Origin of the sequence: uncultured Comamonas sp., assembly GCF_964277875.1 — a bacterium.
Taxonomy (GTDB): Bacteria; Pseudomonadota; Gammaproteobacteria; order Burkholderiales; family Burkholderiaceae_C; genus Comamonas; species Comamonas sediminis.
The window spans coordinates 182,333-201,041 of sequence record NZ_CAXYJV010000038.1 but is presented as its reverse complement, the minus strand read 5'-3'; the positions used below and the strand labels follow the sequence as shown (position 1 = coordinate 201,041).

General features: G+C 65.3%; 21 protein-coding genes. 14 read left to right on the top strand and 7 right to left on the bottom strand.

The window, feature by feature from the left end:
• Nucleotides 1-28 precede the first annotated feature (28 nt).
• The 5 genes from ACHWUQ_RS14535 to cobT all read left to right on the top strand — a co-directional run bounded on the left by ACHWUQ_RS14535 (nucleotide 29) and on the right by cobT (nucleotide 4,472).
• Entirely contained in the window at nucleotides 29-835 is an 807-nt protein-coding gene (locus tag ACHWUQ_RS14535; RefSeq protein ID WP_394681555.1) for a HipA family kinase, read from the top strand.
• Entirely contained in the window at nucleotides 822-1,226 is a 405-nt protein-coding gene (locus ACHWUQ_RS14530) for a DUF3037 domain-containing protein (protein WP_312410136.1), read from the top strand. Before ACHWUQ_RS14535 ends, ACHWUQ_RS14530 begins: the two co-directional genes overlap by 14 nt.
• Entirely contained in the window at nucleotides 1,223-2,677 is a 1,455-nt protein-coding gene (locus tag ACHWUQ_RS14525) for a cobyric acid synthase (protein ID WP_394681554.1), read from the top strand. Before ACHWUQ_RS14530 ends, ACHWUQ_RS14525 begins: the two co-directional genes overlap by 4 nt.
• Nucleotides 2,678-2,801: 124 nt before the next feature.
• Nucleotides 2,802-3,239: a hypothetical protein gene (locus ACHWUQ_RS14520; protein WP_239811202.1), complete on the top strand. Its 438-nt coding sequence runs from the start codon at nucleotides 2,802-2,804 to the stop codon at nucleotides 3,237-3,239.
• Between the two features lie 150 nt (nucleotides 3,240-3,389).
• Nucleotides 3,390-4,472, top strand: a complete 1,083-nt coding sequence (gene cobT, locus ACHWUQ_RS14515) for a nicotinate-nucleotide--dimethylbenzimidazole phosphoribosyltransferase (RefSeq protein ID WP_394681553.1) — start codon at nucleotides 3,390-3,392, stop codon at nucleotides 4,470-4,472.
• Nucleotides 4,473-4,488: 16 nt separating this feature from the next.
• On the opposite strand, the gene nth is transcribed toward cobT, so the two are convergent.
• Together nth and ACHWUQ_RS14505 are read right to left on the bottom strand one after the other, a co-directional pair.
• Nucleotides 4,489-5,142 carry an endonuclease III gene (nth, locus tag ACHWUQ_RS14510; protein WP_313335417.1) on the bottom strand — a complete coding sequence of 218 codons (654 nt, stop codon included), beginning with the start codon at nucleotides 5,140-5,142 and terminating at the stop codon, nucleotides 4,489-4,491.
• Between the two features lie 60 nt (nucleotides 5,143-5,202).
• Nucleotides 5,203-6,240 (bottom strand): DUF4105 domain-containing protein, encoded by a 1,038-nt coding sequence (locus ACHWUQ_RS14505; RefSeq protein ID WP_394681552.1) that lies wholly within the window; start codon nucleotides 6,238-6,240, stop codon nucleotides 5,203-5,205.
• Nucleotides 6,241-6,400: 160 nt separating this feature from the next.
• On the opposite strand from ACHWUQ_RS14505, the gene ACHWUQ_RS14500 reads away from it, so the two are divergent.
• The 3 genes from ACHWUQ_RS14500 to ACHWUQ_RS14490 all read left to right on the top strand — a co-directional run bounded on the left by ACHWUQ_RS14500 (nucleotide 6,401) and on the right by ACHWUQ_RS14490 (nucleotide 8,769).
• The gene (locus ACHWUQ_RS14500; protein WP_239811206.1) at nucleotides 6,401-7,597 is read left to right on the top strand and encodes a PLP-dependent aminotransferase family protein; all 1,197 of its coding nucleotides are present in this window, start codon (nucleotides 6,401-6,403) and stop codon (nucleotides 7,595-7,597) included.
• A gap of 92 nt (nucleotides 7,598-7,689) precedes the next feature.
• Nucleotides 7,690-7,908 carry a SlyX family protein gene (locus tag ACHWUQ_RS14495; protein ID WP_239811207.1) on the top strand — a complete coding sequence of 73 codons (219 nt, stop codon included), beginning with the start codon at nucleotides 7,690-7,692 and terminating at the stop codon, nucleotides 7,906-7,908.
• Between the two features lie 288 nt (nucleotides 7,909-8,196).
• Entirely contained in the window at nucleotides 8,197-8,769 is a 573-nt protein-coding gene (locus ACHWUQ_RS14490; protein WP_239811208.1) for a DUF2721 domain-containing protein, read from the top strand.
• Between the two features lie 10 nt (nucleotides 8,770-8,779).
• On the opposite strand, the gene ACHWUQ_RS14485 is transcribed toward ACHWUQ_RS14490, so the two are convergent.
• The gene (locus tag ACHWUQ_RS14485; RefSeq protein WP_394681551.1) at nucleotides 8,780-9,664 is read right to left on the bottom strand and encodes a LysR family transcriptional regulator; all 885 of its coding nucleotides are present in this window, start codon (nucleotides 9,662-9,664) and stop codon (nucleotides 8,780-8,782) included.
• Between the two features lie 154 nt (nucleotides 9,665-9,818).
• Here ACHWUQ_RS14485 and ACHWUQ_RS14480 point away from each other — a divergent pair, with 154 nt between their 5' ends.
• Both ACHWUQ_RS14480 and ACHWUQ_RS14475 read left to right on the top strand, forming a co-directional pair.
• Entirely contained in the window at nucleotides 9,819-10,304 is a 486-nt protein-coding gene (locus ACHWUQ_RS14480) for a CidA/LrgA family protein (RefSeq protein ID WP_394681550.1), read from the top strand.
• The gene (locus ACHWUQ_RS14475) at nucleotides 10,301-11,044 is read left to right on the top strand and encodes an LrgB family protein (protein ID WP_394681549.1); all 744 of its coding nucleotides are present in this window, start codon (nucleotides 10,301-10,303) and stop codon (nucleotides 11,042-11,044) included. Before ACHWUQ_RS14480 ends, ACHWUQ_RS14475 begins: the two co-directional genes overlap by 4 nt.
• Here the strand turns inward: ACHWUQ_RS14475 and ACHWUQ_RS14470 are convergent.
• From ACHWUQ_RS14470 to ACHWUQ_RS14460, 3 genes are all read right to left on the bottom strand, one after another.
• Nucleotides 11,041-12,405 carry a hypothetical protein gene (locus tag ACHWUQ_RS14470; RefSeq protein ID WP_239811212.1) on the bottom strand — a complete coding sequence of 455 codons (1,365 nt, stop codon included), beginning with the start codon at nucleotides 12,403-12,405 and terminating at the stop codon, nucleotides 11,041-11,043. The two genes, ACHWUQ_RS14475 and ACHWUQ_RS14470, sit on opposite strands and share 4 nt — an antisense overlap.
• Nucleotides 12,402-13,388 (bottom strand): ABC transporter ATP-binding protein, encoded by a 987-nt coding sequence (locus tag ACHWUQ_RS14465; protein WP_312525724.1) that lies wholly within the window; start codon nucleotides 13,386-13,388, stop codon nucleotides 12,402-12,404. Before ACHWUQ_RS14465 ends, ACHWUQ_RS14470 begins: the two co-directional genes overlap by 4 nt.
• 134 nt (nucleotides 13,389-13,522) lie before the next feature.
• Nucleotides 13,523-14,425, bottom strand: a complete 903-nt coding sequence (locus ACHWUQ_RS14460) for an HTH-type transcriptional regulator ArgP (RefSeq protein ID WP_312451437.1) — start codon at nucleotides 14,423-14,425, stop codon at nucleotides 13,523-13,525.
• Between the two features lie 70 nt (nucleotides 14,426-14,495).
• Here ACHWUQ_RS14460 and ACHWUQ_RS14455 point away from each other — a divergent pair, with 70 nt between their 5' ends.
• Together ACHWUQ_RS14455 and ACHWUQ_RS14450 are read left to right on the top strand one after the other, a co-directional pair.
• On the top strand, nucleotides 14,496-15,164 hold the full coding sequence (locus tag ACHWUQ_RS14455; protein ID WP_394681548.1) for a LysE/ArgO family amino acid transporter: 669 nt from the start codon (nucleotides 14,496-14,498) through the stop codon (nucleotides 15,162-15,164).
• 229 nt (nucleotides 15,165-15,393) lie between these two features.
• On the top strand, nucleotides 15,394-15,849 hold the full coding sequence (locus ACHWUQ_RS14450) for an ABC transporter substrate-binding protein (RefSeq protein WP_312525720.1): 456 nt from the start codon (nucleotides 15,394-15,396) through the stop codon (nucleotides 15,847-15,849).
• A 54-nt stretch (nucleotides 15,850-15,903) separates the two neighbouring features.
• Here ACHWUQ_RS14450 and ACHWUQ_RS14445 read toward each other — a convergent pair whose 3' ends face one another.
• Nucleotides 15,904-16,170, bottom strand: a complete 267-nt coding sequence (locus ACHWUQ_RS14445; RefSeq protein ID WP_239811217.1) for a DUF3820 family protein — start codon at nucleotides 16,168-16,170, stop codon at nucleotides 15,904-15,906.
• A 196-nt stretch (nucleotides 16,171-16,366) separates the two neighbouring features.
• On the opposite strand from ACHWUQ_RS14445, the gene ACHWUQ_RS14440 reads away from it, so the two are divergent.
• Together ACHWUQ_RS14440 and ACHWUQ_RS14435 are read left to right on the top strand one after the other, a co-directional pair.
• Entirely contained in the window at nucleotides 16,367-17,155 is a 789-nt protein-coding gene (locus ACHWUQ_RS14440) for a MetQ/NlpA family ABC transporter substrate-binding protein (RefSeq protein ID WP_021025165.1), read from the top strand.
• A 180-nt stretch (nucleotides 17,156-17,335) separates the two neighbouring features.
• Entirely contained in the window at nucleotides 17,336-18,637 is a 1,302-nt protein-coding gene (locus ACHWUQ_RS14435; protein ID WP_312459205.1) for a UDP-N-acetylglucosamine 1-carboxyvinyltransferase, read from the top strand.
• The last annotated feature ends 72 nt before the right edge of the window (nucleotides 18,638-18,709 follow it).

Genomic DNA, 18,709 nt, shown 5'->3' with positions numbered 1-18,709 from the left:
GGGCATGCGGCAACCGCTACCATTTGGTATGGATTTACAAACTTTGCAACTACGCACCGTCTTGGTGGAGCGCTATGTGACGCCGCTGCGCGAGGGCGGCTCGATGCCGGCCGTCGTCGAGGCGGACGATCTGGGCATGTATGTGCTCAAGTTCCGGGGGGCTGGCCAGGGCGTGCGCGCGCTGATGGGTGAGCTCATCTGCGGCGGCATCGCCCGCGCGCTGGGCCTGCCCTTGCCCGAGCTGGTGCTGGCCATGCTGCACGCCAAGCTGGCCCAGACCGAGCCCGATCCTGAGATCCAGGACCTGATCCGTGCCAGCGATGGCCTCAATGTGGGCCTCGATTACCTGCCCGGCTCGGTCAATTTTGACCCGGCCGTGGATGCGGTCAGCGACGATTTCGCCTCGCGCCTGGTCTGGTTCGATGCGCTGGTCAGCAATGTGGACCGCACGGCCCGCAACACCAATATGCTGATGTGGCAGCGCAAGCCCTGGCTGATTGACCATGGCGCGACCCTGACCTTCCACCATGCCTGGGATGGCACGGTGGCCGACCCGGGCAAGCCCTTTGCGCCGATTGCCGACCATGTGCTGCTGGCCCAGGCCAGCCAGCTGGCCGAGGTGGACGAAGCGCTGGCCGCGCAGCTGACCGAGCCGGTGCTGACCGCCATTCTGGCCACGGTGCCGGACTGCTTTCTGGCCAAGGCCGCAGAGGACCGCAACAGCCCGCTGCTGGCCGATCCGCAGGCGCACCGCGCCGCGTATGTGAACTATTTTCTGGCCCGCCTGCAAACGCGTGGTCGCTGGTTGCAAGGAGCCATCGATGCACGCGCATGATGTGTATGACTACGCTATCGTGCGCGTGGTGCCCCGGGTCGAGCGGGAGGAGTTCATCAACGCCGGCGTGATCGTGTCCTGCCAGCGCAGCGGCTACCTGCAGGCAGCGATGGCGCTCGATGAGGCGCGCCTTTTGGCGCTGGATCCGCAAGTCGATCTGCAAGCCGTCTACCGCCACCTGGGCAGCATCGTAGCCATTTGCGCTGGCGTGCCCGAGGCCGGGCCCATCGGCCAGCTGCCGTACCGCGCGCGCTTCCACTGGCTCACAGCCAAGCGCAGCAGCATGATCCAGACCTCGCCGGTGCACACGGGGCTGTGCACCGATGCGGGCTCGGCGCTGGAGCGCATCATGGCGCGCATGGTGCTGCCGCTGGGCAGCGCACCGCGATGAGCGCGCGCTGCATCATGGTGCTGGGCACCAGCAGTGGCGCCGGCAAAAGCTGGGTGGCCACGGCGCTGTGCGCCTGGTACCGGGCCCAGGGCTACAAGGTGGCGCCCTTCAAGGCGCAGAACATGAGCAACAACGCCCGCGTCGTAGCCACGCCCGATGGCCAGTGGGGCGAGATCGGCACTGCCCAGTACCTGCAGGCGCTGGCCGCAGGGGCGGTGCCCGATGTGCGCATGAACCCGCTGCTGCTGAAGCCCGAGGCCGATACCCGCAGCCAGGTGGTGCTGTTTGGCCAGATGGACGAGGCGCTGTCGGCCATGCCCTGGCGCGGCCGCAGCCTCAAGGTCTGGCCACAGATCGCGCAGGCGCTTGATGCATTGCGCGCCGAGAACGATGTGGTGGTGATCGAGGGCGCGGGCTCGCCCGCCGAGATCAACCTGCACAGCAGCGATGTGGTCAATATGCGCGTGGCGCGCCACTGCGATGCCCATTGCCTGCTGGTGTCCGATATCGACCGGGGAGGGGCCTTTGCCCACCTCTACGGCACCTGGGCGCTGCTGCCGCCCGAGGAGCAAGGCCTCATCAAGGGCTTTGTGCTCAACAAGTTCCGGGGCGATGCAGCCTTGCTGGCGCCGGCGCCGCAGATGCTGCAAGACAAGACCGGGGTGCCGACGGTGGCCTGCATTCCGATGCAGTTCCAGCACGGCCTGCCCGAGGAAGACGGTGTGTTTGACGACCGGGGCAGTGGTGGCCAGGGGCAGGCCGTGCACACCTGCATCGCCATCGTGGCCTACCCGCGCATCAGCAACCTCGATGAGTTCCAGCCGCTGCTGCAGCTGCCTGGTGTGCGCGTGGTCTGGGCGCGCACGCCCGCACAGCTGAGCGATGCGGACTGGGTGATCCTGCCGGGCAGCAAGGCCACCGCTGCCGACCTGGGCTGGATGCGCCAGCAGGGCCTGGATGCCGCTGTTGCCCGCCATGCGCAGGCCGGCAAACGGGTGCTGGGTATTTGCGGCGGCCTGCAGATGCTGGGCGAGGCGCTGGTCGATCTGCATGGGGTGGACGGAAATGCCGCCGGCCTGGGCCTGCTGCCGCTGGTGACCTTGTTTGCACCGCAAAAGAATGTGCAGCCTGCGCGCCTGGCGCTGCCTGAGGTACAGGCACCCTGGCAGGCACTGAGCGGCCTGGTGGTGACCGGTTATGAAATCCACCATGGCCAGACCGAACTGCGCCCCGATATGCAGGCCGGTGCAGCCGAGCCGGCGCAAGAGCTGTTGCCGGGCCTGTTGTGGCAGGGCGGCGCGCCGCAGGTGCTGGGCACCTATGTGCATGGGCTGTTCGAGAACGCGGCCGTCATCCATGCCTTGTTTGGCCATGACGCACCCAGCCTGGACCAGGTGTTTGCGCGCATGGCCCAAGGGGTGGGTGAATGGTTTGGGGACCGCTTGCCCTGAATGACCAACACCTTTGCCTGTAGGCCAAATATTGCAAGCACTGGTGGATTGGGCCGATAGGGGCGCGCCTGCCGCGCAGGCATGCTGTTTGTGTTGCTTCTCATCACCGATAAGGATGATCGCTATGAAAAACATGTTCCGCCAGTCTTTGCAAATGGCCGCGATGGCCCTCGCCTTGGGCACCGCAGGCTATGCCAGCGCCCAATCCGCACCGCCACCCCCACCACCCCCTGCCAAGCATGTGAAGCCCATGCCCCATGGCCCGCACGGCGCCCACCACAAGCGTGGTGAAGCGCGTGGCGATGCCCGCGCCAATGCCGATGTGGCCGAAGGCAGCTCCAGCGCCCGCGAAGCGGCAGCCGCTCGCCAGGCTGCGCGCCAGGGCCAGTTGACGGATCCAGGTTCCAGCTTCCGCGAAAATGCCACCGCACGCTGCGCAGTCTTCAAGACCGAAGAGGACCGCCGTGCCTGCGTGGGCCGCGTGGCCCAGGGCCAGGACAGCGGCTCGGTGCAAGGCGGTGGCATCCTGCGTGAGTACACCTACACGGTGCCTGCCAAGTAAGCTGACTGATTTAGCTGATCCACGCTCTGCCCAGCTTTGGCTGCGCAGAGCGTTTTTCATTGGTTTGCGCGCAGGGCGCTGCAAACCGGGGCAGGCAGCGCGATACTGGCGGCTTGGCGTATCGCCGTGCTCCCGCTCCGTACCCTGACCATGTCCGAATCCTCGTTCTCTCCGCTTATTCCCTGTATCGCATCGATGGACGATGCCGCCTTCCGCGAGCAGGTGCAGCAGCTGCTGGACAACAAGACCAAGCCATTGGGCTCGCTGGGCCTGCTTGAAGCGCTGGCGTTGCGCATCGCCTGCATCCTGGGCAGCAGCCAGCCCCGCCTGGCCGATCCCCAGATGGTCGTGTTTGCGGCTGACCATGGCCTGGTGGCGCAGGGCGTGTCAGCCTACCCGGCCGATGTGACCTGGCAGATGGTGGGCAATTTTCTGGCCGGTGGCGCGGCAGTAAGCGTGCTCTCGCGCCAGCATGGCGTGGCGCTGAATGTGGTCGATTGCGGCGTGGCCCGCGATTTTGCACCGCAGAGCGATGCGCTGCCCCCAGGCGCGCCCCGCCTGTGGCTGCGCAAGATTGCCCCCGGCACGCAGGACAGCAGCCTCGGCCCTGCGATGAGCATGGCGCAGTGCGAGGCAGCCATTGCCAATGGCCGCGCGCTGCTGCAGGCCTTGCCTGGCAATGCCTTGCTGCTGGGCGAGATGGGCATTGGCAACACCTCCAGCGCATCGCTGCTGCTGGCGCGGCTCTGCAATCTGGATGTGGAGACGGTGACCGGCGCAGGCACGGGCTTGAGCGGCGAGGGCGTGGCCCGCAAGGCCGCGGTGCTGCGCCGGGTGCTGGCGCGCCATGCCGGTGTGCAGGAGCCGCTGGCCGTGCTGGCGGCAATGGGCGGGCTGGAAGTGGCGACCATGGTGGGGGCCGTGCTGCAGGCCGCGCTGGAGCGCCGCGTGATTGTGGTCGATGGCTTCATCACCAGTGCCGCAGTGCTGGTGGCCTCGCGCTTGCAGCCCGCCGTGCTGGAGCGCTGCGTCTATGCCCACCGCTCGGGCGAGCCGGGCCACAGCCACTTGCTGGCGGCCTTGCAGGCCCAGCCGCTGCTCGACTGGCAGCTGCGCCTGGGTGAGGGCTCGGGTGCGGCGCTGGCCTGGCCGCTGCTGGAATCGGCCTGTGCGATGCTGCGTGACATGGCCAGCTTTGCCTCGGCGGGGGTCAGCACCCAGAGCAGCACGTGATGCCTCGCCGCCGCTATCAGCGCAGCGCGCCTTGGGGTGGCGGTGTCTTGGGCGTGAAATCGCAATAGCTGCTGACCAGGCATTCCCAGCAGCGCGGCTTGCGCGCCTGGCAGACATAGCGGCCCAGCAAAATCAGCCAGTGGTGCGAGTCAACGGCATAGTCGTCGGGCACGCGCCGCATCAGCTGCTTTTCCACTTCCAGCGGGTTCTTGCCGGGCGCCAGGCCGGTGCGGTTGCTGACGCGGAAGATATGGGTGTCCACCGCCATGGTGGGCTGGCCAAAGGCCACATTGAGCACCACATTGGCCGTCTTGCGGCCCACGCCGGGCAGGGCTTCCAGCGCCTCGCGCGTGTCGGGCACCTGGCCGCCATGGCGTTCCACCAGAATGCGGCAGGTCTCCATCAGGTGCTTGGCCTTGCTGCGGTACAAGCCGATGGTCTTGATATAGCCCTCCAGGCCTTCCAGCCCCAGCGCCAGAATGGCCTGGGGCGTGTTGGCGACCGGGAACAGTTTGCGGGTGGCCTTGTTGACCCCCACATCGGTCGCCTGGGCCGACAGCAGCACGGCGGCAAGCAGCTCGAACACCGAGGTGTATTCCAGCTCGGTCTGGGGCGAGGGATTGGCCGCCTTCAAGGTGGCGAAAAAGGGTTGGATATCAGCGGTTTTCATCGTGTTTTTGTGCAGGCTCGGCTGCCATTATCTGGCAAGGTCCGAGCCTGGGTCCCCGCGTCAGGGCTGCAGTGGCACCTGCGGCACGCCCTGGCGGATGGCGGCCGAGAAATCCTCACCCGGGCGCACGGCCTTGGCGCGGGCGTTGATATGCGCCGCCTCATGGATGGCCTCAAAGTCATGCGGCCGGGCGAGGGCGCCCAGGCTGTCCACATACTGGGGCAGGTAGCCGCTGGCCAGCAGGCGCCAGTCCATCGGCAGGCCCGGCACAATGCGGCGCACCATCTCGAACACGATGGTGGTGCAGTTGGCAAACAGCGTGTGGTAGAACTGCGGCGTCTCGACCAGCGCATTGGCCTTATCCACATAGGCGATGAACAGCGAACGCATCGCAGCGCGTGGCATGGCCACGCTGTACAGGTAGACTTCTTCTCCCCGCATATTGCTGCGTACGCGCAGGATGTCGCGCTCATCGGCAGCGACCAGGCTTTGCTCGAACTGCTTGAAGAAGCCGCCCACGGCCGAGAACTGCTCGCCCTGTTCCTTGCGGATCTCCACCGAAAACGTCACATAGCGGCGCGGGCTCTTGCCGTCGTCAAAGCCGAAGGACACCAAGGTGTGGGCAATGGCCGGCCCCATCCAGTAGGAAGTGCTCATGTCCACCGACACGAGCTGGCGCAGGTCGTAGTCCCGGTCTTCCCAGCGCACGGTGGCCTTGCTGTCGGTCTGCCAGTCAAAATTGCGCACATTGTGCAGCTGCACCAGATCACCCTGGACGGTGCCCGACAGCTGCCGGGCCACATCGGGCGTCCATTTGCGCGTGTTGGAGGGCTGGATGCTGGCCCACCAGGCGAGGATCGCGGCAAACAGCAGCCCATAGATCAGCAGGCCCTTGGGCATGCGCTGCTGCCACAGCAGGTAGATGCAGTACAGGCCGACCCCCACCCAGACCCCCAGCAGCAGCCCCCGGGCCGAGCCCGACTTGACCGATTGCGCGAGCTGAAACCACAGCGCGCCACAGGCCCAGACCACGCCCAGCAGCATGAGCAACGAGGCCAGCAATTTGACCAAAACAATGAAGAAAGCGGCGATGCGCATGGTGACCCAGTCCTTTAGGGCGCAAGCATAGTCGATAGCGGGGGGCAATGGCGGGCTCAGGGATGCCAGAGCGACGCATGGGGCCGGTAAAAAGTAGCAAAATGCCAGTGCGGCCCGGCGATCGACCGGGCTGTGCTTTTTTGACTTGAGAGAACATTCCATGACACTGCGCTTTGCCTCCCGCCTCGACAATGTCGAGACGTCCGCCATCCGTGAACTGTTCAAGCTGCTGGGCAAGCCCGGCATCATCAGTTTTGCCGGGGGCTTTCCGGATGCAGCCATGTTCGACGTGGACGGTGTGCAGGCAGCGGCCAATGCGGCGTTGAAAGAGGAGCCGGGCGCTGCGCTGCAGTACGGCGCGACGGAGGGCTACCAGCCCTTCCGCGAGCAGATCGTGGGCCTGATGGCGGCCAAGGGCGTGCAGTCGCTGACGCCCGATCAGCTGATCGTCACCACCGGCAGCCAGCAGGCGCTCGACCTGCTGGGCAAGACGATGATCTCGCCCGGTGACAAGGTGATCGTCGAGGGCCCGACCTTTCTGGCCACCATCCAGTGCTTCCGCCTCTACGGCGCCGAAGTCATCAGCGCCCCCACCGATGAGAACGGTGTCATCCCCGAAGCGCTGGAGCAGCTGATAGCCGAACACCAGCCCAAGCTGGTCTACCTGATCCCGACCTTTGGCAACCCCAGCGGTGTGCTGCTGAGCCTGGAGCGCCGCCGCCAGATTCTCGAGATGGCTGTGCGCCACCAGACCCTGGTCGTCGAGGACGACCCCTATGGCGACCTGTACTTTGACGCACCGCCACCGCCCAGCCTGCTGGCGCTGTCGGACAGCGTACCCGGCAGCCGTGACTACCTGGCCCACTGCGGCAGCATGAGCAAGGTGCTCAGCCCCGGCCTGCGCCTGGGCTGGCTGATTGCCCCGGCCGAGCTGCTGGGCAAGTGCGTCATGTGCAAGCAGTTCAGCGATGCCCATACCAGCACCTTCAGCCAGGCGACCGCCGCCCAGTACCTGAAGGCCGGCCGCATGCCCGCCACCCTGGACCGCGTGCGCACCACCTACGCGGCGCGCAGCAAGGCCATGGGCGACGGCCTGCGCAGCCAGCTGGGCGATGCGGTGCGCTTTGTGCAGCCCCAGGGCGGCATGTTCATCTGGGTGCAGCTGACGGGCGCCCGGGGCCAGGAGAAGGATGGCAATGCGCTGGCCAAGCGCGCCATCGAGCAGGGGGTGGCCTTTGTGCCGGGCACGCCATTCTTTGCCCAGAACCCCGATGCCTCGACCCTGCGGCTGTCCTTTGCCACCGCTGATATCGCCCGCATCGAAGAGGGCATTGCCCGCCTGGCCAAGGCGCTGTAAGCCCGCCTTCCCGCTCTCCACGCCGGCATATGCGCTGTCATATGCCGGCGTTATTCTTTCCCCTCCCTCCCCATCCGATGCCAGGAGACGCCATGACGACAATGCCCGAACCCCTGCAGCAGCGCCTTGAAGCCCTGGAGATCAAGGCGGCCTATGCCGACGACCTGCTCGAAGAGCTCAACCTGACGATCTACAAGCAACAGCAGCAGATCGACCGCTTGCTGCACCTGGTCAAGGACCTGCAGCAGCGCATGCCCGAGACCGGAGCTGTTGCGCCAGGTGCACGCGACGAGCTGCCGCCACACTACTGAACGCAGGCCTCTGCCTGAGGAAGCACACAATTTGCTTCAAATCAGCCCGGAAACAGGGCAAAAAAGGTATTAGGGTTTGCACCTATTTGGTGCGAGAATGTTGGCTTGAATTTTGCAGTGTTCATCGCAGGCGTCGCAGCCTGCACTAGGGATGCTCTGCAAAACCCTCGCCAAGCGGGATGGACGCGGATCGCCCGAGACCGCGTTCAGACCACGGCAGGGAGTTTTGCAGAGGGTCCCTAGGCGTGTGCTGCAGCGCAGTCTGTCCAACCTCTCTGCTCCAACACCATGTCCATCGACGTCAGCAACATCACCCACAGCATCCAGCTGGCTGTGGCTCCCGTTTTCTTTCTCACCGGCGTGGCGGGCATGATCGGTGCCGTCGCCGGCCGGCTGGCGCGCATCATCGACCGGGGCCGTGTGCTGGAAGACCGCATGATGGCCTCCAAGGACGAGGACTATGTGCAGCGGTCCTTGCTGGAGCTCAGCTTTCTGCGCCGGCGCGGACGCCTGGCCAACCTCTGCATCGGGCTGCTGACCCTGTGCGGCGCGCTGATTGCGCTGACCATCATCTTGCTCTTCGTCGGCCAGACCACCAAGACCGAGATCGACGCCAACAGCTGGTCGCTGGCGGCGATGTTCAGCTTCGGGCTGGGCGTGGTCAGCTTTGTCTCGGCGCTGTGCTGCTTCATGGTCGAGACCATGATGGCCACGCAGCTGCTGAACTTCCACCCGCTGCGCCAGCCGGCCACGATTCCCTGTATGGCAGCGGCCCAAGCCGCGGCCACCGCGCCCAGTGCGGCACCCCGCAAAGTGGTTGCCGAGCCCGGCCGCCAGGATGCCTTCATGCCCCAGGTCTGAGGCCTTGGGTCTATGCCGGGGTCTGCGGATAGCGCGCCTGGCATAGCGCCAGCCAGGCGCTGGCGGCCTTGGATAGGTGCTGGGGCCGCCAGGTGAGGCCGAAATCATGGCTCAGCGTGGGCTCAGCCACGGGCAGGCAGCGCACCTGGGCCGGGTCAAAGCGGCTGGCCACATGGTCGAACATGATGGCAATGCCTGCATCGGCGGCGACCAGGTCGCCAATCAAGTCCCAGTAACGGCTTTGCAGCGCGATCTGCGGCACAAAGCCCGCTTGCGCGCAGCAGCTTTGCACGCCTTCGTACAGCGCAAAATCACTCTCGTACATCACAAAGGGCAGGGCAGCCAGCTCCCGCCAGCGCACCTGGCTTTGCCCCTGGGGCGCGCGCGCATGGGCAAAAACGGCCACGGTATGGTGGGTTTGTATGCGCAGGCTGGCCAGGGGGCTGCCGGCACGCAGCAGGCCCATGGCTACATCGATCTCGCCCTCTGCCACCGCCTGTTCCAGCGCCCGGGCGCCGCGCTCATGCAACTGCAACTGGACGCCGGGGTAGCGTTTGCGGTACTGCGCAAAGATGGGCGCCATGTAGTGGCCCGTGGTCGGGGACACGCCCACGCTGAGCGTGCCGCGCGCGATGCCGTCCACCTCGGCCACTTCCTGGCGCAGGCGGCTGGCCTCTTGCAGCAGCGCCTGGCCCCGCTCAAACACCACGCGCCCGGCATCGGTCAGCTGCAGCTTGCGGCCTTCGCGCAGCAGCAGGGGGCCGCCGAACTCGTCTTCCAGACCCTTCACCATCTTGCTGATGGTGGGCTGGGTGACATACAGCGCCTCTGCCGCGCGGGTGAAGCTGTTGCGGTGGACCACCTCGACAAAGTAGCGCAGCGCTCGCAGGTCCATGGTGAATTCCTAGATGGAATGGAATTTATAAAAATAAGTCATTTTACGAATGATTATGCCGTTTCTACAATCCGTTTTGTGCAGTGCAGCATGGTGAGGCAAGGGGCCGCACCGCCGCCACTGCCGCTGGCCCACGAGCCAGCACAAGGATGGCATGACAAGCGATAAATGGGTGGCGGGCGAGGTCAGATCCACAGACAAGGGGCTGCCCAGGCAGGCCCGCCAGGCGGCACGCACGCTGTGGCAGGTGGCAGTGCTCTGCGCCATCTGGCTGGTGGCCGAGGCACTGCGCAGCCATATGGGCTGGCGTATCCCGGCGGGCCTGATTGGCTTTGCCGCACTGGCGCTGGGGCTGTTCAGCCGCGCCGTGCCCGGCCGCTGGCTGGCACAGGGCACGCGCTGGTTGCTGTCGGACATGCTGCTGTTCTTCATCCCCGCAATGCTGGTGATCATCAACTATGGCGACCTGGTACGCAGCCAGGGGCTGCGCATCGTGCTCGTGATTGTGCTGAGCACTGCCTGTGTGATGGTGGCCACCGCGCTGGTGGTCGATGCGGTCTACCGGCTGGAGCTGCGCCTGGCCCAGCACAAGCGCCGCCAGGAGCGTGGCGCCAAGGCCGCTGCCGGAGGGGTGCGATGACTGCTGCGCCTGTACCCCTGGCTTCGCTGATGCCGCTGTGGCCGCTGAGCCATGGCAGCGCAGCGCTGCTGTCACTGCTGCTGACCCTGCTGTGCTATTACCTCAACAAGCGGCTGTACCAGCGCCATCCGCATACGGTGCTGATGCCCATCATCGGCACGCCCCTGGTGCTGGTGGCCGCACTGCTGCTGCTGGGCATTGGCTACGACGACTATCGCACCCATACCCATTGGTTGGTATGGCTGCTGGGGCCGACGACCGTCGCCTTCGCGCTGCCGTTGTATGACTACCGCCAGATGGTGCGCAAGCACTGGATGTCCATTTTGGCCGGCGTGTTGGTGGCCAGCACGGTGTCCATCCTGACGTCGGTGTGGCTGGCGCGCTGGCTGGGCCTGTCGCCGCTGCTGCAAAAAGGGCTAGCAATGCGCTCCGTGACCACGCCCTTTGCGGTGGAGGCCGAGCGTGCCATCGGCGGCCCGCTGGACCTGGCTGCCTTGTTTGTGCTGCTCACCGGAGTGACCGGCATGCTGATCGGTGGCCTGGTACTGCGCCTCTTGCCCCGGCTGCGCAGCCGGGTCGCAGCGGGGGCCATGCTGGGCGGATCGGCCCACGGCTCGGGGGTTGCCAAGGCGCAGATGGCCGGCCCCCAGCAAGGTGTGGCCGCCTCACTGGTGATGATGATTGCCGGCGCTCTCAATGTGCTGGCTGCACCCTGGGTCGGCGCCTGGGTGTTTGGCTAGCGCGCAAACAGGTCTTTGCCGCCCGCCTGGGGGGTGATGGCCTGGAAGCGCCAGACCAGCACGACGGCAAGCACCGCCAGCTGCAGCAGCATGCCTACCCAGGCCAGCCAGCCCAGGGCCGGTGCATGCGCAAAGTTGGACGACAGGCGCGGGTCAAACGCGCCAAACAGGGGCTCGAACAGCGGCGCCAGGCCCAGCGACCAGAACATGGCCGGCAACAGGGCGCTGAGGACAAAGACCACCAGCAAGGTCATGCCCAGCGGTGAGCGGCTGCTCTTGCGCAGCGAGAACACCAGGTAGATGCCGCAGTCGCGCAGCACATGCAGCAACACCATGAAGGCCAGGGGGCCCAGCTGCGAGCGGTTGGACAGCGGGTCGGCATTCCACAGCAAATAGGCCGGCAGCAGCACCGCAAAGGCCATGCACCAGCTGATGGGCCACAGTGGCATGTTCTGCCAAAAGCGCCGCCACTGGCCGTGCCGCGCGCTGTAGAGCAGGGCGCGCCAGCGCTGCGCGACCTGGCTTTCCAGCGCAGCGGCATAGTAGGTCACCAGGGCGAACAGCATCATCGCGGTCAGCGCCCGGCCGGTGCCGGTGGGCACCAGGCCCACCAGCAGCAAACAGCCAGCCGCATTGCCCAGTGCCCAGGCCCAGGGTGTGGTGGGTACCGACAGCTGCATCGACATCGCCCGCCACAGTGCCAGCAGGCCCAGCAGCAGGCCCGCTATGGCAAAGACCAGCAGCAGACTGGCCGCGTTCAGCGGCAGGCCCCACCAAGCGCCGCCGCCGCTGCCGCCCAGCAGGCTGTCAAGTCCCACCACCACGCTGCTGACCAGTTGCAGCAGCAGGAACACCAGCACCACCAGCACCCAGACATTGCGGCTGGTGGCGGGTTTGTTGGGGTCCATGCTGTAGAGGCGGCTGGCCATCATCGCGCAGTGCAAGGCGCAGGCGCCCAGAATGGTGAGCACGAGCACCAGCACCGTATCTGCCAGCTCGCCGAGCCAGAAGCCGCACAGCAGTGCCGCAGCCGTACACAGCAAAGCCCCATACCAGGCATAGCTGGGGCCACCCAGCAGCTTGCCCCAGGCCATGCGCCAGGGGCCCATGGCGCTCATGCGCTGCTGGTCCCAGGTGCGCTCGTTCAATTCGTCATTGATGCTGGACAGCGCTGTGAAGGTGCCCACGCAGGCGGCCAGCAGGCCCACCAGGCTGAGGGCGCCCTTGTGCAGGTACAGCAGCGGCTGCTTGCCCTCGATGACAAACACGCAGATGGCCAGCATCAGCAAGATGGCGGGCATCAGCACCAAACGCGCAGGGCTCAGCTCCAGGCTGAGCTGGCGGCGAAATTCCGGATTCATGGCCACTCCTTGGCAAACAGCGCTTGGGGATCGACGGGTGCTTCCAGGCTTTGCTGGTAGCGCTCCTGCAGGCTGGTGCGCGCCTCCTGGTAGCCCAGCACCTGTGCGCCATGGGCCACCAGCTGCTGCAGCAACTGCACGCGGGCAGCACGGTCTTGCGCGGGCAGCGCAATCCACAGCAGGTGGGTAGCGCCGGCGTCCCGGCCGGCACGCATGTCGACCAGGCGGTAGCCGGCCAGCGCCCCATCCGGCTGGGGCAGGGGGACGGCCAGCTCGACCTGCATCACCAGCTCGGACGGCAGCGCGCCGTTGCCGCCAGGGCCACTGGCGGCATTCAACGGCCCGTGGCTGGTGATGCGGCCTTCGCGGATCGACAGGATATGGCTGCAGTACTCATCGAGCTCACTCAGGATGTGGCTGGAGACGACCAGCGTCATGCCCTGGGCCTGCAGCTGGCGGAACAAGGTCGAGAGGCTGCTGCGCGCCTCCGGGTCCAGCCCGCTGGCGGGCTCGTCGAGCAGCAGCACCTGGGGCTGGTGGATGATGGCCTGGCCAATGGCGACCCGCTGGCGCTGGCCGCGCGAGAGGTTGCGCGTGGCATGGCCGAGCTTGCTGCTGAGCGCGAGCTGCTCGGCCACCGCATGCACGCGCGCGGTGGCGTCCTTGCGGCTCAGGCCCTGGCTTTCTGCGGCGTATTGCAGGCACTGGGCCACGCTCAGGGTCTCGTAGAGCCCGAAGAAATCCGACAGGTAGCCCATGTACTGGTGGGCGCGGCGGGGCTCTTGCTGCACATCGATGCCAGCCACCCGGGTGCTGCCGCTCAGCGGTGCTTCCAGCCCGGTAATGCAGCGCAGCAAGGTGGATTTGCCGGCGCCATTGGGGCCCACCAGGGCGGTGACGGTGCCGGCCTCGATCTGCAGGCTGACGCCATGCAGCGCGCGGTGGCCGGGGTAGTCGACGATGAGATCCTGCACCTCAATCATGCTGTGCTCTTTCTGATGAAAACCATGGATACCTCCCTCTGCAGCAGTGCCCCAGTTGCTTATCTGGCGCTGCAGCTGCTCGCATCATAGGCGCACCGGTCCCCGCTGTGCGGACAACACCACGGCAGCAATGCTCAGGCGGCTGGCGTCAGCACACGGCTGGCTGCGCGCATGACGCAATCGGTCAGCCGGGCCAGGCTGGCCTGCGCGCTGCGCGGCAGCGCCCAGTACAGTGGCAGGTCCAGCGGGCTATCGGGCACCAGCGGCACCAGGCTGCCACGTGCCAGTTGGTCGGCAATCAGCACCGTGGGGTGCATGCCCCAGCCCATGCCGATCTCGCAGGCCCGCACATAGCCCTGGTTGGACGGCAGAAAATGCCGGGGACCGCTGCCCCGGGGGGCCATGCCCTGGGCTTGCAGCCACTGGTCCTGCAGCCGGTCCTTGCGGTCAAAGGTCATGATGGGCGCCTGGGCCAGGGTCTGCGTGTTCACGCCCTCTGCGAAGTAGCGCGCCATAAAGCCAGGGCTGGCTGCGGCCACATAGCGCATCGTGCCCAGCGGCCAGCTGTTGCAGCCGGGGATCTGGCCGCTGGTGCCGGTCACGGCGCCCAGCACCGCCCCTTCGCGCAGCGCCTGGGCGGTGTGGTCCTGGTCGTCGACGCGCAGGTCCAGCAGCTCATTGCCCGAGGCGGTGAACTCGGCCATCGCCTCCATGAACCAGGTGGAGAGCGAATCGGCATTGACCGCCAGCTTGATCGTCGGCGCCACCGGTGCATCGGGCAGCAGGTCGGGGTTGCTGCGGCGCAGGGCGTTTTCGAGCAAGGCCACCTGCTCCAGATGCAGGCACAGGCGCTGGCCGGCCTCGGTGCCGGTGCAGGGGTTGCCACGCTGCACCAGCACTTGGCCGGTGCGCTCTTCCAGCTGCTTGATGCGCTGCGACACCGCCGACGGGGTGACATGGAGTTTCTTGGCGGCGCGCTCAAAGCTGCCCTCGCGCACCACAGCCGCCAGCGCGGCCAATCCCAGGTAGTCGAGCATTTAGTTTTGCTTCATTTGACTAAGATTGTTTAATTTTACTTATTTGTTGGTGCGCCGCACAATAGCTGCCATGTGGACAACAAGCATGACTTCTACCTGGCTGGCCGGTTTTACCGTCTGCCTTTCTTTGATCGTCTCGATCGGCGCGCAGAATCTGTATGTACTGCGCCAGGCCGTGAGCGGCGAGCATGTGCGCGCCTGCGTCGCCTGGTGTGTGTTCAGCGATGCACTGCTGATCGGCATCGGCGTGGCCGGCATGGCCCAGGTGCTGGGAGATTCGCCCACCCTGGCCTACTACCTGACCTTGGGCGGCGCATTGTTCCTGCTGGGCTATGGGGTGATGGCGCTGTGGCGGGCTGCAATGCCCGCTGGCGCAGTGCCCGCTGCCGATGCTGATGACGGGGGTGCGCCCGCCACCGCCGCCCGGCGCGGCCTGTGGCGCGTGCTGGGGGCGCTGGTCGTCATCACCTTGTTCAACCCCCATGTGTACCTGGATACCGTCGTGCTGGTGGGCTCGATCGGTGCGCGCCAGGATGGCAGCCTGAAATGGATCTTTGTGCTGGGGGCTGCCTGTGCCAGCCTGGCCTGGTTTGTGATGCTGGCCAGCGCCGGCCGGCGCCTGCAAACCCTGTTTGCCAAGCCCCAGGCCTGGCGCGTGATGGATGGCTTTACCGGCGTGATGATGCTGGCCCTGGCCTGGTGGGTGTACAGCGGGCTGGAGAACATAGGCGCTGCCTGATGCCTGCGATGGCTGACGGTGCCCAAGGTTTTGTACACCCCGTGCATGCCAGCGCTGCTCTACAATATTTGTAGCTGCGCGCTACGCATAACGAATAACCAAAGCCGAGCCATACCGCTGCAAGCCGTGCTGCCAAGCACTTGAATTTGCAGCGTTTCCCCTCATGTACCAAGGGTAGGCAAGCAGGCAATCGGCCTGTAGCCCCGGCCTTTTATTTGGAAATACCGTAGTGAACCCCTCTTTTCGCACCTCTGCATCCGTTCTTGCTTTGACCATTGCCGGTCTGGTTCTGCCAGGCCTGGCCCATGCCAAGCGCCTGGGTGGCGGTGTCAAGCGTCCAGCAGCGACCCAAAAGGCAGCTCCCGCGCCTGCAGCCAAGCCTGCGACGCCAGCCGCTGCTGCACCTGCCGCCGCTCCAGCAGCGGGCGCAGCCCCTGCCGCAGCAGCACCGGCCGCCGGCGGCTCCGGCATGATGGGCACCATGGGCGCAGCCGCCGTGGGCGCCGTCGCTGGCACGATGGCCGGCAGTGCGATGGCTGGCGCGATGGGCGGTGACAAGGGCAAGGAAGAAGCCGCCGCCAAGGAAGCGGAAGCCAAGAAGGCAGAAGCCGAAGCCGCCGCGCTGCAAAAGCAGGCCGATGAAGCCAAGGCCAAGGCTGACGCAGCCCGCTCCGCCGTCAAGTAATCAGCGTCTCAACAACCTGAACCCACCCGCAGCTGCTTGCAGCCGGCGGGTTTTTTATTGTCGCGGTGGCTGGACAGCCGCCTGCCCACTCGCTTGCAGGCTGGCGCGCAGCGGGCGCAGCAACTCGCCCAGGCCGTTGTGGTCGATCTCGTGCATCAGTGCCAGCAGCCGGCCCAGATCGCCTTTGGGAAAGCCTTCACGGGCAAACCAGTTGAGGTAGTTGCCAGGCAGGTCGGCGATGGCGCGGCCCTGGTACTTGCCAAAAGGCATGGTGGTGGTGAGCAGCCGCAGCAGCTGATCGGGGTCGAACGGGGTAGACATGGTCCAAGCATAGCCCGCCGGTGCAGGCGCAGGCTGTAGCGGGCTGGCATAAAGATCAAATTCTTTATAACCAAATCTCTTTATTTTCTTTGGGTGATATGCCAAATAAGGCTAGACTTGCACCATCTTGGTTCAGTCCCATCAAGAGAAATCCAAGTAGTTGCCGGGGCTGGTCTTTCTCATTTGTCAAAACACCATGTTCAAAAAAACGCTTTCCGTTCTTGCTATTGCGGCCCTGGCCGTGTCTGCCCATGCGGCGGATGTAGTGCTGAAAGTGGCGGCCTCGCCGGTGCCACATGCCGAGATTCTGAATTTCATCAAGCCCAAGCTGAAGGCCGAAGGTGTGGATCTGCAAGTGCGCGAGTTCAGCGACTACATCCAGCCTAACGCGGCCGTGGAAGACAAGCAGCTCGATGCCAACTTCTTCCAGCACCAGCCTTACCTGGACAGCTACAACAAGGACCGCAAGAGCTCGCTGGTGCAAGTGCCCAACGGCAAGGTGCATGTGGAGCCCTTTGGCGCCTACTCCAGCAAGATCAAGAACATCAAGGACTTGAAGGACGGCGCCACCGTGGCCATCCCCAATGACCCTTCCAACGGCGGCCGCGCGTTGCTGCTGCTGCAAAAGCACGGTCTAATCGAGCTCAAGGATGCGTCCAAGCTGACCTCCACCCCATTGGATATCGCCAAGAACCCCAAGAAGCTCAAGTTCAAGGAACTCGAAGCGCCTTTGCTGCCGCGTGCGCTGGGTGATGTCGATCTGGCGCTGATCAACACCAACTACGCGATCGAAGCCAAGCTCAACCCCACCAAGGATGCGCTGTTCATCGAAGGTGCCGACTCGCCCTACACCAACATCATTGCTGCCCGTGCTGACCGCGCCAATGACGAGGCGATTGCCAAGCTGACCCGTGCGCTGCATGGCGACGATGTGAAGAAATTCATCCTGGAAAAGTACAAGGGCGCCGTGGTTCCCGCGTTCTGATCGGCTAACAAGCTGCCCTAGCATGGCCTAGCAGCATCCCGCACATTTTGTTGACGGGTATTTACAAAAGGCACTCCCACCGAGTGCCTTTTGTTGTTTTTGACGCTGTAACATGCAGGGTCAGCCCGGATAGCGCACACTGCCCCGGGCCACTCAAGAATTCGCGACCTCCCCCCATCCATGTCCAAACTCATCGTGCACGGCGGCACCCCTTTGCAGGGCCGCATCATTCCCTCGTCCAACAAGAATGCCGTTCTGCCTGTGCTGTGCGCCACATTGTTGACGGCGCAGCCGCTCGTGCTCCATGGGGTTCCGGACATCACCGATGTGCGCAAGATCCTGGACATTTTCGGCAAGCTGGGCTCCAGCGTGCAGATGGACTACGCCAGCGGCGTGCTCAAGCTGCACCACCGGGATACGCACTTTGACGCCTGCAAGCACCACCTGCCCGAAGAAATGCGCTCGTCCATCATGCTGGTGCCGCCACTGCTGGCCCGCTTTGGCGTGGCGCGGCTGGAGGACAACGTCAAGGGCTGTACCCTGGGCGTGCGCGAGATTGATCCGCATATCGAGGTGTTCCGCCGCTTTGGCGGCCGGGTCGAGCATGGCGAGGGTTCGCTGATCGTGCGCTGCGATGGCGCGCTGCAGGCCACCCAGCACTGGCTGGACTATGCCTCGGTCACCACCACCGAGAACTTTGTGCTGTGCGCGGCCACTGCCCAGGGCAGCTCGGTGCTCACCAATGCCGCCTGCGAGCCGCATGTGCAGGAGTTCTGCCGCTTCATGGCCATGCTGGGCGCCAGGATTGAGGGCATCGGCACCTCGCGCCTGACGGTGCATGGCGTCGAGCAGCTGGGCGGCGGTGAATTCCATTTCGAGGAAGACTTCCACGAGATCACCACCTTTCTGGCGCTGGGTGCCATCACGGGTGGCGATGTACAGGTGCGCAACCGCACGCCCGACAACTTCCCGCTGATCGACCGCACCTTTGCCAAGTTTGGCGTGCAGATCGAGCACAAGGACGGCTGGTCACGCGCCATCCGCAAGGGCCCGCTCAAGGTCGAGACGCCGTTTACCCGCAATGTGCTGACCAAGGTCGAGGCGGCGCCCTGGCCTTACTTCCCGGTGGATCTGCTGCCGATCTTCATCGCGTTGGGTGTGCGCGCCGAGGGCAATGCGATGTTCTGGAACAAGGTCTATGACGGCGCGCTGGGCTGGACGGGCGAGCTGTCCAAGTTTGGCGCCCATGTGTTCTCGTCCGATCCGCACCGCATCGTCACCCTCGGCGGCAACCCGCTGAGCCCTGCGGTGGTGGAGAGCCCCTACATCATCCGCGTGGCGATTGCCTTGTTCATGGTGGCCGCCAGCATCGAAGGCCGCTCCGAGATCCGCAATGCCGCGCCCATCAAGCGCGCCCACCCCCGCTTTGTGGAGAACCTGCAGAGCCTGGGCGCCAAGGTGGAGTGGGCGGGCGAGAACTAAGCCTTCTGCTGCGCATTAAAAAAGAGCGCTTGCCGTCTATGCGGCAAGCGCTTTTTGCTTGGCTGGGGGCTG

Excerpts from the sequence above, each read along its gene's own strand:
- ACHWUQ_RS14535 (WP_394681555.1), top strand. The coding sequence starts at position 29 with ATGGATTTACAAACTTTGCAACTACGCACCGTCTTGGTGGAGCGCTAT.
- ACHWUQ_RS14530 (WP_312410136.1), top strand. The coding sequence starts at position 822 with ATGCACGCGCATGATGTGTATGACTACGCTATCGTGCGCGTGGTGCCC.
- ACHWUQ_RS14525 (WP_394681554.1), top strand. The coding sequence starts at position 1,223 with ATGAGCGCGCGCTGCATCATGGTGCTGGGCACCAGCAGTGGCGCCGGC.
- ACHWUQ_RS14520 (WP_239811202.1), top strand. The coding sequence starts at position 2,802 with ATGAAAAACATGTTCCGCCAGTCTTTGCAAATGGCCGCGATGGCCCTC.
- cobT (WP_394681553.1), top strand. The coding sequence starts at position 3,390 with ATGTCCGAATCCTCGTTCTCTCCGCTTATTCCCTGTATCGCATCGATG.
- nth (WP_313335417.1), bottom strand. The coding sequence starts at position 5,142 with ATGAAAACCGCTGATATCCAACCCTTTTTCGCCACCTTGAAGGCGGCC.
- ACHWUQ_RS14505 (WP_394681552.1), bottom strand. The coding sequence starts at position 6,240 with ATGCGCATCGCCGCTTTCTTCATTGTTTTGGTCAAATTGCTGGCCTCG.
- ACHWUQ_RS14500 (WP_239811206.1), top strand. The coding sequence starts at position 6,401 with ATGACACTGCGCTTTGCCTCCCGCCTCGACAATGTCGAGACGTCCGCC.
- ACHWUQ_RS14495 (WP_239811207.1), top strand. The coding sequence starts at position 7,690 with ATGACGACAATGCCCGAACCCCTGCAGCAGCGCCTTGAAGCCCTGGAG.
- ACHWUQ_RS14490 (WP_239811208.1), top strand. The coding sequence starts at position 8,197 with ATGTCCATCGACGTCAGCAACATCACCCACAGCATCCAGCTGGCTGTG.
- ACHWUQ_RS14485 (WP_394681551.1), bottom strand. The coding sequence starts at position 9,664 with ATGGACCTGCGAGCGCTGCGCTACTTTGTCGAGGTGGTCCACCGCAAC.
- ACHWUQ_RS14480 (WP_394681550.1), top strand. The coding sequence starts at position 9,819 with ATGACAAGCGATAAATGGGTGGCGGGCGAGGTCAGATCCACAGACAAG.
- ACHWUQ_RS14475 (WP_394681549.1), top strand. The coding sequence starts at position 10,301 with ATGACTGCTGCGCCTGTACCCCTGGCTTCGCTGATGCCGCTGTGGCCG.
- ACHWUQ_RS14470 (WP_239811212.1), bottom strand. The coding sequence starts at position 12,405 with ATGAATCCGGAATTTCGCCGCCAGCTCAGCCTGGAGCTGAGCCCTGCG.
- ACHWUQ_RS14465 (WP_312525724.1), bottom strand. The coding sequence starts at position 13,388 with ATGATTGAGGTGCAGGATCTCATCGTCGACTACCCCGGCCACCGCGCG.
- ACHWUQ_RS14460 (WP_312451437.1), bottom strand. The coding sequence starts at position 14,425 with ATGCTCGACTACCTGGGATTGGCCGCGCTGGCGGCTGTGGTGCGCGAG.
- ACHWUQ_RS14455 (WP_394681548.1), top strand. The coding sequence starts at position 14,496 with ATGTGGACAACAAGCATGACTTCTACCTGGCTGGCCGGTTTTACCGTC.
- ACHWUQ_RS14445 (WP_239811217.1), bottom strand. The coding sequence starts at position 16,170 with ATGTCTACCCCGTTCGACCCCGATCAGCTGCTGCGGCTGCTCACCACC.
- ACHWUQ_RS14440 (WP_021025165.1), top strand. The coding sequence starts at position 16,367 with ATGTTCAAAAAAACGCTTTCCGTTCTTGCTATTGCGGCCCTGGCCGTG.
- ACHWUQ_RS14435 (WP_312459205.1), top strand. The coding sequence starts at position 17,336 with ATGTCCAAACTCATCGTGCACGGCGGCACCCCTTTGCAGGGCCGCATC.